Origin of the sequence: Sutcliffiella rhizosphaerae, from assembly GCF_917563925.1 — a bacterium.
Classification (GTDB): domain Bacteria; phylum Bacillota; class Bacilli; order Bacillales; family Bacillaceae_I; genus Sutcliffiella_A; species Sutcliffiella_A rhizosphaerae.
Genome location: NZ_CAKJTJ010000005.1, coordinates 199,702 through 214,720 on the forward strand (window position 1 = coordinate 199,702; position 15,019 = coordinate 214,720).

Consider the following 15,019-nt stretch of genomic DNA (forward strand, 5'->3'; position numbering starts at 1 on the left):
GGAGGTGGATAAACAGTGACGAAAGTGGATACCAATAGCACAAAAATCACCCATAAACTTTTGACGGGATCGAGAATGATTGTGGAGGCTCTAAAAGAGGAGCGAGTAGAAGTAATATTTGGATATCCAGGTGGTGCCGTCCTTAATATTTATGATGCGATATATGATGGAGGAATTCCCCACCTTTTAACAAGGCATGAGCAAGGGGCAATCCATGCTGCAGAAGGGTATGCAAGAATCACTGGAAAACCTGGTGTAGTAGTAGCCACTTCAGGTCCAGGTGCAACCAATATTGTTACAGGACTTGCAGATGCAATGATGGACTCTCTCCCATTAGTAGTGTTCACAGGGCAAGTCAATTCTCATGTTTTAGGTTCTGATGCATTTCAAGAGGCGCCAACTCTCGGAATATCCATGCCAATTACTAAGCATAACTTTCAAGTACAAGATGTAAAAGATCTTCCACGCATTATTAAGGAAGCTTTTTATATCGCGACTACTGGAAGACCAGGGCCAGTATTAATAGATATACCAAAGGATGTAACGGCAGTTTCTGGAGTATTTGATTATTCAAAGGAAGTACATCTACCTGGATATAAACTAAAATTAGATCCAGATCCACAAGCGGTTAAAAGTGTAGCACATGCTATAAAGAAAGCTAAGAAACCAGTCATTTTAGCAGGGGCAGGCATTCTTCATAGCCATGCCTCTGATGAACTAAAAGAACTTGTGGCTAAGACAACTATTCCAGTGGCAAGCACCTTACTCGGACTTGGAAGCTTTCCATCTGATCATCCCCTATTTCTGGGAATGGCCGGTATGCATGGGACTTATACAGCTAACATGGCTTTATATGAATCAGATCTCATTATTAATATTGGTGCAAGATTTGATGATCGACTTACTGGTAATCTCCAAGACTTTGCCAAGCACGCTCAAGTAGTTCATTTTGATATTGATCCTTCAGAGATAGGGAAAAACGTTCCAACTGATTTCCCTGTAATTGGTGATGCAGCTAAATCATTGCAACTATTGCTAAGTGGGCATTTAGAGAAAGGTGACATCGGTGGATGGTTGGAAAAATTGTTCCAATTAAAAGAAGAATACCCGTTATGGTATGTCGAGGACGGTGAAACTTTAAAACCGCAAAAACTAATTGAGCTTTTACATGACTTGACAAAGGGCGAAGCTATTATTTCGACAGACGTTGGCCAACACCAAATGTGGGCAGCTCAATTCCATGGTTTTCAACATCCAAACAAATGGGTTACTTCTGGAGGGTTAGGCACAATGGGATTTGGCTTACCAGCTGCAATTGGAGCTCAAATTGCAGATAAAAAAGCAGTGGTTGTTGCTGTGCTTGGAGATGCTGGTTTTCAAATGACATTACAAGAGCTCGCAGTTCTAACTGAATATCGTCTGCCCGTAAAAGTGGTTCTTGTAAATAATCAATCCATGGGTATGGTTAGACAGTGGCAACAATTGTTTTATAAAGAAAGATATTCAGAATCATTGTTAACAAATCAACCAGATTATGTAAAGTTATCCGATGCATTTGGTATAAAAGCTGCTTTAGTAAAAAATGAGGATGAATTTAAGACGGCATTTGCAATGGCGCTTGAAAATGATGAACCTTTCTTATTAGATTGTAGGGTTACTCATATGGAAAATGTATATCCCATGATTGCCCCAGGTAAGGGGATTCAACAAATGGAAGGTGTGAAGCCATGAAAAGGACATTGTCGCTGTTAGTAAACAATCAACTTGGTGTATTGAACAGATTAACTAATTTATTCTTAAAAAAAGGACTAAATATTGAAAGCCTTGCTGTAGCACCCGTAAATGAAACTTCCATTTCGTTGATGACAATAGTGGTGAATGTAGTGGAGGAAAGAGAGGTAGAAAAAATTAAACTTCAATTGGATAAACAAATCGATGTTATTCAAATCACCGACATATCTGAACAAATTGCTATGACTAATTAACAGAATTTTTTGAAATATAAGGTTCGGAATTACAAACTACTTAAAGGAGGAAGAATCATGGCAGCAAAAATGTATTATAACGATGATATCTCTCAGTCAGCTCTTAACGAAAAAAAGGTGGCAATTGTGGGATATGGCTCACAAGGTCATGCACATGCCCAAAATTTAAGGGATAGTGGAGTAGACGTTGTAGTAGGGGTAAGACCAGGTGGGTCTTGGGATAAAGCTAAAGGAGATGGGTTTCAGGTTTCATCCGTAGGTGAAGCGGTAGCATCAGCTGATGTAGTAATGGTCCTATTACCAGACGAAAAACAGCCAGAAGTTTATAAGCAAGAAATTGAACCTCATTTGATGGCTGGAAAAGCATTGGCATTTGCTCATGGATTTAATATTCATTTTAATCAAGTAGTTCCACCAAGTGATGTAGATGTATTTCTAGTAGCGCCGAAAGGACCAGGACATCTAGTTAGGAGAGTATTTGAAGATGGCGGTGGTGTTCCAGCGTTGTTCGCGGTATATCATGACGCTACTGGAACAGCGAAAGAAACAGCACTTGCATACACGAAAGCAGTAGGAGCTGGGCGGGCTGCTGTTATGGAGACGACCTTTAAAGAAGAAACGGAGACGGATTTATTTGGTGAACAGGCCGTATTATGCGGTGGTACTACCTCACTTGTTAAAGCAGGATTTGAAACTTTAGTGGAAGCTGGATACCAACCTGAAGTAGCATACTTTGAGTGTCTTCATGAACTTAAGCTAATTGTAGATCTTTTATATGAATCTGGACTTGAAGGGATGCGCTACTCTATCTCAGACACAGCACAATGGGGAGATTTCACAGCAGGTCCTAGAGTTGTGAATGAAAATACGAAGAAAGAGATGAAACAAATTCTTACAGACATCCAATCTGGTCAATTTGCAAAAGGGTGGGTTTTAGAAAATCAAGCTAACCGTCCAATGTTCCATGCAATCAATAATCAAGAAAAACAACATCAACTCGAAGTAGTTGGAAGGGAGCTCCGTGCGAAAATGCCATTCATTCAGTCGAAAAAGAAAGGAGTGGTTGGTAGTGCGCAAGGTTGAGATATTTGATACAACACTTAGAGATGGAGAACAATCAGCTGGGGTAAACCTTCATCCTCACGAGAAGTTGGAAATTGCCCTTCAACTTGAGAAGTATGGAGTTGATATTATGGAAGCAGGCTTCCCTGCTTCTTCCTATGGGGATTTTCAAGCAGTTCAACAAATTGCGAAAGCAGTAAAAAAAACAAGAGTAGTCGGTCTTGCAAGATCTATCAAATCAGATATTGATGCAGTATATGAAGCTGTAAAAGATGCAGAGAAGAATGGGATACATGTGTTTCTGGCCACTTCCCCCATTCATATGGAATATAAATTAAAAAAGAAACCAAAAGAAGTGGTGGAAGCTGCTGTAAATGCCGTACAATATGCAGCTAAGTATTTTGAACATGTTCAATGGTCGGCTGAAGATGCAACGAGAAGTGAGTGGCCATTTCTAGCTCATATTATTGAAAAGGTCATTGACGCAGGAGCAAAAGTAATAAACCTTCCAGATACAGTTGGCTACACTACTCCTGATGAGTATGCTCATTTAATCACATATATTAGCAAGCATGTACCGAATATTGACAAAGTTAAGCTATCTGCTCATTGTCACGATGACCTTGGAATGGCAGTGTCTAACTCATTGGCCGCTATAAAAAGTGGAGTTGGTCAAATAGAAGGAACTATTAATGGAATTGGGGAAAGGGCAGGAAATGCATCCTTAGAAGAAATTATCGTTGCCCTACAAATTAGAAAAGATATTTATCAGGTAGAAACGAATATAGATTTGAAACAAACTGTAAGAACAAGCAATCTTGTCAGCAGACTAACAGGTATGATTGTGCCCCAAAATAAAGCTGTAGTTGGAGCAAATGCATTTGCCCACGAGTCTGGTATTCATCAAGATGGAGTATTGAAAAACAAAAGTACGTATGAAGTCATTAATCCTGAAATGGTAGGATTAAATTCTAATAAGATGGTTCTAGGTAAACATTCTGGAGGTCATGCATTTAAGCAAAGATGTGAGGAGCTAGGACTATTTCTTAATGAAGAAGAAGGGAAAAAACTTTTTAGTGCTTTTAAAGATCTTACTGTGAAGAAGAAAGAGGTAACAGAAGATGACATATTTGCACTGATGATGGATTCTTCGGTGAAAGGAATGCTCCCGCACTATCAAATGGAAGCCCTACAGATTTCTTATGGTTCCAATATCATTCCTACAACTACTATTGCGATAAGGACTAAAGAGGGTGAACTGTTGAAAGAGTCTGCAACAGGTAAAGGTAGTGTTGAATCTGTCTATAATACTATATCTAGGATTCTGCAAAAAGAGATTTCCCTTTTAGACTATAGAATTCAATCAACATCTGATGGTAGTGATGCACTAGCAGAAGTATATGTCCAAATACATGTTGATGGTCATACTTCCAGTGGGAGAGGAGTGGAGCATGATGTATTGGAGGCATCTGCCAAAGCTTATCTGGATGCTGTAAACCGTCTTTCCATTAAAGAAAAGTTTGCACGATATGCTGCCAAAGGAGCCGAAGTTGGATGAGTTATTATAAAATAGCCATATTACCTGGTGATGGTATTGGGCCAGAAGTAATAAAGGAAGCTGTGCTAATATTGGAGGAAGTTGCAAAGCATTTTCATCATACCTTCGAAATGAAGTATGGGTTGATTGGGGGAGTTGCTGTCGATAAGACGGGAACTCCTCTTCCAACAGAAACAGTGGAATTATGCAAGAACAGTGATGCTATTCTATTAGGAGCAGTAGGGGGGCCAAAATGGGATCAAGAGCTTTCTCATAGAAGGCCAGAAGCTGGACTGCTAGGAATCCGAAAGACTCTCAATTTATACGCGAACTTAAGACCAGTAACATTATTTGATGCGTTACTTCATACTTCGCCATTAAAAAGCGAGAATGTTATTGGTACCGATGTATTAATTGTAAGAGAGCTTACAGGTGGTATTTACTTTGGAACTCCACGTGAAAGAAAAAATGGTGAAAATGGACAGGAAGCAATTGATACCCTCCGTTATTCAGAAAAAGAAATAGAACGCATTCTCCGTCAAGGGTTTCAAATTGCACAAGGGAGAAAGAAAAAGCTTACTTCTGTTGATAAAGCTAATGTGTTAGAAAGCAGCAGACTATGGAGGGAAGTAGCCGATAGACTTTCTTATGATTATCCAGACGTAAAACTTGAGCATATGCTTGTTGATAATGTAGCGATGCAATTAATCAGAAACCCTCGCCAATTTGATGTTATCGTAACGGAAAACATGTTTGGAGATATATTAAGTGATGAAGCGTCCATGTTGACAGGTTCACTCGGTATGTTGCCGTCAGCAAGTCTTAGTGATACGGGACCAGGTCTCTATGAGCCGATCCATGGTTCTGCTCCTGATATTGCCGGAAAAGATAAAGCAAATCCACTTGCAACAATCCTATCTGTTGCAATGTTGCTTAGACATTCCCTTCGATTAGAGAATGAGGCAGATAGTATTGAAAATGCTGTAAAGAAAACACTAGAAGCTGGCTATCGAACAGGGGATATTGGCTTTGATTGGGAGCGGGTACTGACCACTACACAAATGGGAACAATGGTTAGAAGTTACCTAAAGTCACCAGTTCAGAATGGATAAAAATGATTCGGGAGGGTGAGTGACATGAAATCTAGAACATTGTTTGAGAAAATTTGGGATAAGCACACAGTTGTAAAAGAAGATAATAAACCAAGTTTGTTATATATTGACCTTCATTTAGTTCATGAAGTAACATCACCACAAGCATTTGAAGGGCTGAGACTTACAGGTAGAACTGTAAGGCGGCCAGATTTAACTTATGCGACAATGGATCACAACGTTCCCACAATTAACCCATTTCATGTAACAGATGAAATCGCTAATAAACAGATGACAACTTTGGATGCTAATTGCAATGAATTTGGGATTAAACTCGCAGATCTCCATAGTTCTGAGCAAGGAATTGTCCATGTAATTGGACCTGAACTTGGTTTAACTCAACCAGGAAAGACAATTGTTTGTGGCGACAGCCACACATCCACACACGGAGCTTTTGGAGCATTGGCATTCGGGATTGGCACAAGTGAAGTGGAGCACGTTTTAGCTACCCAGTGTTTATGGCAAAGCAAACCGAAAACATTAAAGCTTGATTTTAAAGGTTTAAAACCTTTAGGTATCTCAGCAAAAGATATTATCCTTGCAGTTATTGCGAAGCATGGAACTGATTTTGGAACAGGCTATGTTATTGAATTTACAGGGAAAGTTATCAAAGCGATGTCAATGGAAGAGAGAATGACCATATGTAATATGGCTATTGAAGCAGGTGCAAAAGCTGGATTAGTAGCCCCAGATGAAACCACCTTTTCGTATTTAACAGGAAGAAAATATGCACCAGTGGGAGAAGAGCGCGATCGAGCAGAAGTAGAATGGTACTCTCTACGTACAGATGATGGGGCAACATATGATAAAGTAATAGAATTTGATATTACTAATCTTGAACCTCAAGTTACCTGGGGAACAAACCCTTCCATGGGGAGCAGTGTTAATGGTCAAGTACCAGACCCTTCAAGTATATTAAACCAATCTGAGAAGAAATCTCTTATGCAAGCAATTGAATACATGGGGCTAAAACCAGGGATGAACATATCGGACATAAGTATAGATTATGTTTTTATAGGCTCATGTACTAATTCAAGGATTGAGGATTTACGACAAGCAGCAGATGTACTAAAAGGAAGAAAAGTATCTCCTCATGTTACTGCTTTAGTGGTACCTGGTTCCAAAAAGGTAAAGCAGCAGGCAGAAGAAGAAGGGTTGCATGAAGTATTTTTGACTGCAGGATTTGAGTGGAGAGAAGCCGGATGTAGTATGTGTCTGAGTATGAACCCGGATGTAGTGCCACCTGGAAAAAGATGTGCGTCCACTTCCAATCGTAATTTTGAAGGCCGACAAGGGAGAGGTTCAAGAACCCATTTAGTAAGTCCAGCAATGGCGGCGGCCGCAGCAGTAAAAGGTCGATTTGTCGATGTAAATGATTTTACTAAACAAGAGGAGGTTGTCTGATGGAACCACTCATCACACATAGCGGAGCAGTTATCCCATTAGACAAAGAGAATGTAGATACAGATCAAATTATTCCTAAACAGTTTTTAAAGCGAATAGAACGTTCCGGCTTTGGACAGTTTTTATTTTATGATTGGCGCTTTGATGAAAAAGGGAAACCAATGGAAGAGTTTGCCCTTAACGCACCAAAGTATCAAGGGGCATCCATTCTGCTAGCGAGGAAAAATTTCGGGTGCGGATCTTCTAGAGAGCATGCACCATGGGCGTTATTGGATTATGGTATCAAAGTACTTATTGCGCCAACTTTTGCTGATATTTTTTATAATAATTGTTTTAAAAATGGTATTCTTCCTATTACATTAAAAGAAGAAGAGGTGGAGGAACTTTTCGTTTTAGCACAAATAAATCATTTAGAATTGACTATTGATTTGGAATCTCAAGAGATAAGAGTAGAAAATAGCATTCTGCATTTTGACACAGATCCCTATCGAAAAGAAATGCTATTAAAAGGGCTGGATGATATTGGATTAACCGAGATGTATGAGAACCAAATAGCTGAGTTTGAAAAAAATCATTATTAAATTTTTTTACCTGCTATCCTCCAAATTTAAGCTAATGATTGGTGTAATCCATAAAAAGAAGACTTTAGATTATTGAAAAAAAGGTTCAATGAAGAATGATTTCATTGGACTCTTTTTAATGGATATTCGATTAGAGAAAAAATGGATGCTTCCGATTTGCCTTATAGATCTTATTTCCTATTCTTATACAAAAGTGAAACATTCCTTACTTTTTATCGTAAGTAATAATGTCAAAATATCTTTCGTAAGATGTACTTTAGGTAATGGTGTTATTTTTATCCAAGTAGGGTAAAGGAACAAAGGGATTAAATTGAATAGGAGTGGATTTATTTGAAAAACGTGAAGTTATTATTAGTGACTCTGCTTGCCATGATGATGTTAGCTGCTTGTGGCAATGACAGTAACACGGTGGATGGAAATGAAAACACTTCCAGTGAAGGGAATACAAGTAATAATCAAGTAGAAGACGTTGATAATCAAACTGGTGAGTCTGACGTAACGGATAGTTTATCAGCAGAAGAAGTTTTAGAAAAATCAACGGAAGCGATGACAGGTTTATCGAGCTATTCTATGGAAATGACAACTGAGCAAGAAATTTCAATGGCTGGGGAAGACTCCATTAATATGTCATCAACTGTAAAATCAGATATATCACAAAATCCTCTTGCAATGTATCAAGTAACATCCGTACAAGATGCAGATGGAATGATGGGGAGTATGGATACCGAAACCTATTTTACTTCTGATGGATTCTTTGTATTCGAGCCACTAGAACAAAAATGGGTGAAGCTCCCACAAGAGTTTGCTGATGAGATGAATGCATTATCTGATATGCAATCTAACCCAGCTGTACAATTGGAAATGCTTAAAGCGTATTCAGATAATATGACATTATCTGAAGAAGGTAACTCTTATGTCCTTACTTTTGAAGGTTCAGGTGAGCAATTCAATGAAATGATTGGAATGGTCAGTGGAATGATGGGGGAAGATATGTCGGGAATGATGGAGGAGATGTTATCTATGATGACAGTGAACGAGTTAAACTATGTCATTCATGTGGATAAAGAAACATTCTTCCAAACAAAAATGACTGTTTATATGGATATGGAAATGGACATGGAAGGTGACACAATAGCGTCCATTCAGGAAGTCGATGCAACATTATATAATTTTGATGAAGTAGGTGAAATTACGATACCTCAAGAGGTTCTTGATAATGCGGAGGAGCTATCGTTGGAAGACCTGCAAGAGCTAGATGAGCAAGGTGGAGTTTAATATAGAAGATAGGTGGAAGGTTTTCCCTTCCACCTCTATCTATTCATTCGAAGTTTTATAGGCTCATAATCAAAAAGTTTACCTTCATAGAGCCACTCTAATCGTTCACTTTGTCTGAAATCATCAGGAGTGACAAGCGAAGGAAGCTTATTCCATAGCTTTATTCCTGAGCGATGAAGGACATCAGAAACAAATTGTGAGCAAAAATAACTTGAATCTATCTCTACTGGTTCATTAATAGACACTCCAATTACACCTAGCAAATTATAAAACCACTTCTTTTCCTTCCTCTGAAATATACTAATTACTCTTCTCATTTTTTCAATTTCCCTTGCAGTAACCTTCATTTTATATAAAACACAGGTAGTCTCAGGGTACTTTCGATATGTCCCAGTTTCTACATTCTCCCTTACAAATCCACCATGAAAAGGGTTGCTTGGTCGTTTTCTACCAAAACTGTACATCTCTTCAAGATTTGGATCGAATGAAAGTGAGACGTGGTTATAAGGTGCTTTCGTATACTTTTTTATAGATTTTGTAAACAAAGTGCCTGTATCAGTTAATAGTATATATACGTGTGTATCATTCAATTTACTCACCGCCTTACTTACAACTCTTTTTCTAACTTCATTATATAATTTATCTTGACCAAAATTAACCATTAATTTCATAATAATAGATAAAGGGGGTTTAACATGTTTGAAATAGAAGCGGTTATTACGTTGCTGATAATAGCATCGGGGTTATGTGTGTTTAATATAATGTATCTTATAGTTAGGAAAAACTCTACATCGAAGGATTTTTCTGATTTAGGTGTGAAAATAAAAACTTGGTGGGGGATGCTTGCAGTTTTTAGTGTGGCCACTTTATTTAACCCTCTAATCTCCTTAATCGCTTTAATGTTTTTATGTTTCTTTTCATTGAAAGAGTACTTTTCTATCTTAAAGACGAGAAAAGTAGATCGACAATTGTTCCTTTGGGCATATCTATCCATCCCAATCCAATTTTACTGGATTTATATTGGTTGGTATGGAATGTTTATTGTTTTTATTCCGGTATATGTTTTTTTATTCTTACCTCTACCAAGAATCCTTGGCAAAGGGACAGTCGGTTTTTTGAGATCTGTAAGCTCCACTCAATGGGGGCTGATGTTAATGGTATTTGGATTAAGCCATCTTGCATTTTACCAGATTGCTACTCCAGAATATGGTGCTAATTTAGTATTGTTTTTAGTTGTGTTAACCCAACTGCATGATGTGATACAGCACCTAGTCTCCCTTTATATAGGAAGAAGAAAAGTAATTCCGACATCTAATCCGAATATTACATGGGAAGGTTTTATTATCGCGACTTTTGTGACAACAGGTGTATCTTACAATATTTATTCCTATTTAACACCGCTAGACGAACTTTTTGGATTACTTTCAGGTGTACTTATCAGTATTTCATGTTTTGGAGGAAGTTTGGCAATTTCTGTTCTAAAGAGAGATTTATTAATTGGTGACGGTGAAAAAGCTTCTGTATTGAAAAAAAGCTATTTAACTAGAGTGGATAGTCTTGCATATTCAGCTCCAATCTTTTTTCATGTTATTCGCTATTATTTTGATTTTATGTAAATAAACTATCATGTTTCCTAGTAATCGTTGCATATACTGTAACGATTCTTCTTTCGTACTCTTGAATATAGCAATTTCATTCCTTTTATTACGGTAGTATACATACTAGGATTTATGTTAGGAGGAAAGTTTTTTGGAAAAAGAGGAGCAGTCTATATTTGATCAACCACTTTTAGCCTTTGGCTTGCCGATAATAATTATGTTGTTTGGTGCTTTTCTGCTGATAGAAGCCCACAATTCTGGAAAACTGAAATATATTCCCGTGGTCTTTATCTTATTGGGACTTTCTGAAATTATTCGTGCTTTCATGCGTAGACGATATCAGCCTACAAAGAGAAAACGTGCAGAAATCAATCAAAAAAGTGGACATGTTGCATACATATTGATGGCAACAAGTGTGGTTTGTTCGGTTTTACTATTGATAATGGAGAAAATATCAGTAGAGATGGTACTATATGTCCAACTTTCAATGGCAATTGTAGTGTATCCTCTATTAAAATTGATTTTACTTGTTAGGCAATATTGAATGACCTTACATGTGTCTTGTGGGGAAATATAGAAAATTAGAGGTGTGGGAACAGTATGTTTTGGTTATTTTTAATCGCTTTTACATCATTAGTAGCAATCTTTTTTTATTTTTTAAACCTATCCCTAAAAAAACATCATGATGTTTATGGAGATTCTCTTGCCAGAACAGTCATGTGTGCTTCATGTGGAGGGCAGAGTATTGGCGGTAACGCTAATGTTTATGAGCAATGTAAATTAAATGGATGACAAATTACATTAATACTGATTATCAGATACTGAGGTGGTTCTTATTAGAAGAATCATCTTTTTTGTTTCTCACACACATAATTCACATTTATAGAGTAAAATAGGGATAGTATTTTGATTAGGAGTGTTATAGGTTGAAAAAAATAATCGTATTCTTAGTAGTGGTACTGACATTTTCAGGTTGTAATAATAATGAAATTCAATTGCCAACTACTAATAACCTTGACTCGACCATTTATATTACCCATTTAAAAGAAAATGCCATAACTGCAATGGATATATCAACAGGCAAACAAGAGAAAGTAAGTCTCCCTTTTACCTTTTCTTCCATAGTGGAAATAAGCTCAGGGTTTTTTATTGCATCTGTGAAAGAAGAAGAGAAACTATACAAGATTAATGTAGAAGAAAAAATAATTTCACCTTTTTTGAATGTTGGTAATGGTATTGTTGACTTATTATATGATTCTCAAGAAAAGTCCTTATATGCTGCAAATGTGATTTCAAACACAATTCAAGTAATAGATGTTCAGAGTGAGAAACAAGTAAATGATATAAAAGTAGGCGAGTATCCTTCAAAAATGCTTCTGAACGGACAACAATTATTTGTTCTTTCTGCAGGAAGCAGTGAAGTATATAAAATTGATACAACTTCTAATAACATAACAGATTCAATAAATGTTAATCCTAGACCAGAAGGATTGCAGTTTGATGGCAAGTATTTATGGACAGGTGGTCACGGTGCAACTGGAAGTCTAAACGACCGAATCTTTGGCTATGACCCAGAGACAAAAAAAGAAGAGATAAGTGTACAAACAGGGCTAATGCCTATTCAAATATTACAAGAGGACGAGGGGTCGGATATATTTGTATTAAGTCATGGGGACCATAGCTTATCAAAATTAGATCCAGATACATACTCGGTAGAACAAAAAATTTTCGTTGGCGATAATCCTAGTAACATGATAGTTGACAAAAACAATCTATATATCACATGTCTAGATGGAGATGAGCTTGCGATTATCGACAAAAATACCTTAGAAGTACAAAATGTTTTTGTAATAGAAAATGGTCCTTTTCTTTTGTTTAAAGGAGGCAATGAGAGATGAAAAACTCCTTTCAAGTTTTAGTAGTTGATGATGAAGCAGACATGAGAAACCTACTTGAAATGTACCTCAAAAAGGACGGTTATGAAGTTTTATTTGCGGAAAATGGAGAAGAAGCATTGGACCTTCTTTTTTTGAACAAAGTGGATCTGATTATTTTAGATGTTATGATGCCTGAGTTGGATGGTTTTACAGCGTGCAAAAAAATCCGTGAAAAATATTTAATGCCAATATTGATGTTAACTGCCAAAAGTGATGAATGGGATAAAGTGAACGGGTTAAAGCTTGGAGCAGATGACTATGTAATGAAGCCGTTCAGTCCTAAAGAGCTGTTAGCAAGAATCGAAGCATTGCTAAGGCGCTACAATCAAGCCTTTTTTGATGTCTTCTCATATGGGAATATTACGGTGCAAAAAAGTGCAAGACAAGTATATGTGGATGACAAAAAGGTCAATCTTGCTAGAAGAGAATATGATCTTCTCTTATTTTTAATGGAACATGAAGGGAAAGTATTCTCAAGAGAGCAGATTCATGAAGTGGTATGGGGGATGGACTCAGATAATGAATCTTACCGGACAGTTGATACACATATAAAAACAATAAGATTTAAGCTTAAATCTGCGGGTGTAAACATAAAAACAGTGTGGGGAATTGGCTATAAATTCGAGGGAATGGAAACATGAAATCTATATCCATCCGTTACAAAATATGGCTGACTATCATTTCTGTATCTGTATTCACAATATTGCTTGTAACAATTGTTTCCTACTATCTTTATCAAATATTGTATATTGAAAAACAGACAGATATTCTTCTAAAACAAGGACGGAACTTAGAAGCAGTTTTTCTAGAAGAGAATCAGGAGGTATTATCCGATAGATTACAATGGGTGGAAGAAAGTTCAGAAACATCCATTATTTTTACGGATGATCCGATGCAGCTAGGAAGTGGTGCTCCGTTTGATTCCTTTGCAGAGCAAAATCTGATTACTTTTTCAGAAAGGCAGGAGCTACTACTTGGTAAAACACTGATCTTTACGAAATACCATACAGGGTTAGAGCAGGAGATTCGTGCAGTTGTTGTTCCGTTAATACTAAATGATAGATTAGAGGCAGTCATTTTTCTATATATGCCATTAACAGCTATAACAGAAGCATTTCAGCCAATCAGGATGTTACTTTTTTCTAGTATAGTCATATTAATTATATTCCTTGTTGGCATTGGATTGAAGATGACAAATAGAATTGTCCGACCCCTTGTAGAAATGGAGAAACTAGCAAAAGAGATCGCACAGGGGAATTTTGCAAAAAGAGTAGCTGTTCAAGGGAAGGATGAGATTACGAGTCTAGGTAAGTCCATTAATACGATGTCAGAGAATTTACATGAAGTGGACAAAGAAAGGAAGGAGTTCTTAGGGAATGTATCACATGAATTGAGAACTCCCATTAGCTATTTAAAAGGTTATAGTGAAGCAGTAAAGGAAAACTTAATTACAACTGAAAAATATATAGAGACTATCGAAAAAGAAACAGATAGAATGAACCAACTTGTTCATGATCTTTTAGACCTGGCGCAATTAGATGGAACATCATATCCACTTGATAAAGAGCCAGTCATACTGTCAGAAATGGTTAAAGAAATAGTACGCCGGTTTCGATTAGAATTGAAGGAGAAAAAAATCATAACAGAACTGGACCTTAATGAAGAAGTAGTTGTTTTAGGTGATTATAAAAGGCTTGATCAAGTAATCGTTAATCTTTTAAGCAATGCAATTAAATTTACTCCTGAGAATAGGAAGATTAAAATTTCAGTCCACCAAATGAAGGATCTAGGAATTTTTCAAATAGAAGATGAAGGCATTGGGATTCCTGAAAATGATCTTCCGTATATTTTTGAAAGGTTTTATCGTGTGGAGAAAGCACGTACTAGAAAAACAGGTGGAACTGGTTTAGGACTCTCCATCGTACAACAAATTGTAAACAAGCATAAAGGGAATGTACAACTGGAATCAACAAGCGGACGAGGAACAAAAGTAACGGTAAAATTGCCTTTGTTTTCTTTTTAATAGAGGAAATAAAACGCAAACTGTCCCAGCTTTCTCGCTACCTCGTTTTACTTGCCGGAGCTGCATATGGCGCTTCCGCTTTTCTAATTGTCCAGCTCCAGTGCCTAGCCCCTCGAGGTCATAATCCAATCTGTCCAGAAGGTAAAACCCAACCTTCTTGCCAGCTTGTCTTATGCTTGTCGGGGCTGAACGAGGCGCTTTCGCATTTCTAATTGTCCAGGTCCAGCGCCTAGCCCCTCGAGGTCATAAGCAATCTGTCCAGAAGGTAAAACCCAACCTTCTTGCCAGCTTGTCTTATGCTTGTCGGGGCTGAACGAGGCGCTTTCGCATTTCTAATTGTCCAGCTCCAGCGCCTAGCCCCTCGAGGTCATAAGCAATCTGTCCAGAAGGTAAAACCCAACCTTCTTGCCAGCTTGTCTTATGCTTGTCGGGGCTGAACGAGGCGCTTTCGCATTTCTAATTGTCC

At 37.5% G+C, this 15,019-nt stretch carries 16 protein-coding genes; 15 read left to right on the forward strand and 1 reads right to left on the reverse strand.

The window, feature by feature from the left end:
* The first annotated feature begins 15 nt into the window (after positions 1-15).
* The 9 genes from ilvB (at position 16) to LRP81_RS07245 (ending at position 8,995) form a co-directional block, all read left to right on the forward strand.
* Positions 16-1,731: a biosynthetic-type acetolactate synthase large subunit gene (gene ilvB / locus LRP81_RS07205; RefSeq protein WP_263458230.1), complete on the forward strand. Its 1,716-nt coding sequence runs from the start codon at positions 16-18 to the stop codon at positions 1,729-1,731.
* The gene (gene ilvN / locus LRP81_RS07210) at positions 1,728-1,985 is read left to right on the forward strand and encodes an acetolactate synthase small subunit (protein ID WP_230500582.1); all 258 of its coding nucleotides are present in this window, start codon (positions 1,728-1,730) and stop codon (positions 1,983-1,985) included. The genes ilvB and ilvN overlap by 4 nt, the downstream gene beginning before the upstream one ends.
* Positions 1,986-2,042: 57 nt before the next feature.
* Positions 2,043-3,068, forward strand: coding sequence for a ketol-acid reductoisomerase (gene ilvC / locus LRP81_RS07215; RefSeq protein WP_230500583.1), 1,026 nt, complete (start codon positions 2,043-2,045; stop codon positions 3,066-3,068).
* Positions 3,055-4,605, forward strand: a complete 1,551-nt coding sequence (locus LRP81_RS07220) for a 2-isopropylmalate synthase (protein ID WP_230500584.1) — start codon at positions 3,055-3,057, stop codon at positions 4,603-4,605. Before ilvC ends, LRP81_RS07220 begins: the two co-directional genes overlap by 14 nt.
* On the forward strand, positions 4,602-5,696 hold the full coding sequence (gene leuB, locus LRP81_RS07225; protein WP_230500585.1) for a 3-isopropylmalate dehydrogenase: 1,095 nt from the start codon (positions 4,602-4,604) through the stop codon (positions 5,694-5,696). Before LRP81_RS07220 ends, leuB begins: the two co-directional genes overlap by 4 nt.
* Before the next feature lie 24 nt (positions 5,697-5,720).
* Positions 5,721-7,139 carry a 3-isopropylmalate dehydratase large subunit gene (gene leuC / locus LRP81_RS07230; protein WP_230500586.1) on the forward strand — a complete coding sequence of 473 codons (1,419 nt, stop codon included), beginning with the start codon at positions 5,721-5,723 and terminating at the stop codon, positions 7,137-7,139.
* Positions 7,139-7,720: a 3-isopropylmalate dehydratase small subunit gene (gene leuD, locus LRP81_RS07235; RefSeq protein WP_230500587.1), complete on the forward strand. Its 582-nt coding sequence runs from the start codon at positions 7,139-7,141 to the stop codon at positions 7,718-7,720. Before leuC ends, leuD begins: the two co-directional genes overlap by 1 nt.
* Before the next feature lie 88 nt (positions 7,721-7,808).
* Positions 7,809-8,012: a hypothetical protein gene (locus tag LRP81_RS07240; RefSeq protein WP_230500588.1), complete on the forward strand. Its 204-nt coding sequence runs from the start codon at positions 7,809-7,811 to the stop codon at positions 8,010-8,012.
* Between the two features lie 47 nt (positions 8,013-8,059).
* Complete coding sequence (locus LRP81_RS07245) at positions 8,060-8,995, forward strand: DUF6612 family protein (protein ID WP_317987042.1); 936 nt, start codon at positions 8,060-8,062, stop codon at positions 8,993-8,995.
* Positions 8,996-9,030: 35 nt separating this feature from the next.
* Here the strand turns inward: LRP81_RS07245 and LRP81_RS07250 are convergent, their stop codons facing one another.
* Complete coding sequence (locus LRP81_RS07250) at positions 9,031-9,585, reverse strand: hypothetical protein (RefSeq protein WP_230500609.1); 555 nt, start codon at positions 9,583-9,585, stop codon at positions 9,031-9,033.
* Positions 9,586-9,690: 105 nt separating this feature from the next.
* Between LRP81_RS07250 and LRP81_RS07255 the strand changes: the two genes are divergently transcribed.
* The 6 genes from LRP81_RS07255 (at position 9,691) to LRP81_RS07280 (ending at position 14,553) form a co-directional block, all read left to right on the forward strand.
* The gene (locus tag LRP81_RS07255) at positions 9,691-10,611 is read left to right on the forward strand and encodes a phosphatidate cytidylyltransferase (RefSeq protein WP_230500590.1); all 921 of its coding nucleotides are present in this window, start codon (positions 9,691-9,693) and stop codon (positions 10,609-10,611) included.
* A 133-nt stretch (positions 10,612-10,744) separates the two neighbouring features.
* Complete coding sequence (locus tag LRP81_RS07260; RefSeq protein WP_230500591.1) at positions 10,745-11,137, forward strand: hypothetical protein; 393 nt, start codon at positions 10,745-10,747, stop codon at positions 11,135-11,137.
* A 56-nt stretch (positions 11,138-11,193) separates the two neighbouring features.
* Complete coding sequence (locus LRP81_RS07265) at positions 11,194-11,385, forward strand: hypothetical protein (RefSeq protein ID WP_230500592.1); 192 nt, start codon at positions 11,194-11,196, stop codon at positions 11,383-11,385.
* A gap of 134 nt (positions 11,386-11,519) precedes the next feature.
* A complete protein-coding gene (locus LRP81_RS07270) occupies positions 11,520-12,491 on the forward strand; it encodes a YncE family protein (protein WP_230500593.1) in 972 nt (323 codons plus the stop codon).
* Positions 12,488-13,171 carry a response regulator transcription factor gene (locus LRP81_RS07275; RefSeq protein WP_230500594.1) on the forward strand — a complete coding sequence of 228 codons (684 nt, stop codon included), beginning with the start codon at positions 12,488-12,490 and terminating at the stop codon, positions 13,169-13,171. The genes LRP81_RS07270 and LRP81_RS07275 overlap by 4 nt, the downstream gene beginning before the upstream one ends.
* Positions 13,168-14,553: a sensor histidine kinase gene (locus LRP81_RS07280; RefSeq protein ID WP_230500595.1), complete on the forward strand. Its 1,386-nt coding sequence runs from the start codon at positions 13,168-13,170 to the stop codon at positions 14,551-14,553. The genes LRP81_RS07275 and LRP81_RS07280 overlap by 4 nt, the downstream gene beginning before the upstream one ends.
* Positions 14,554-15,019: the final 466 nt, after the last annotated feature.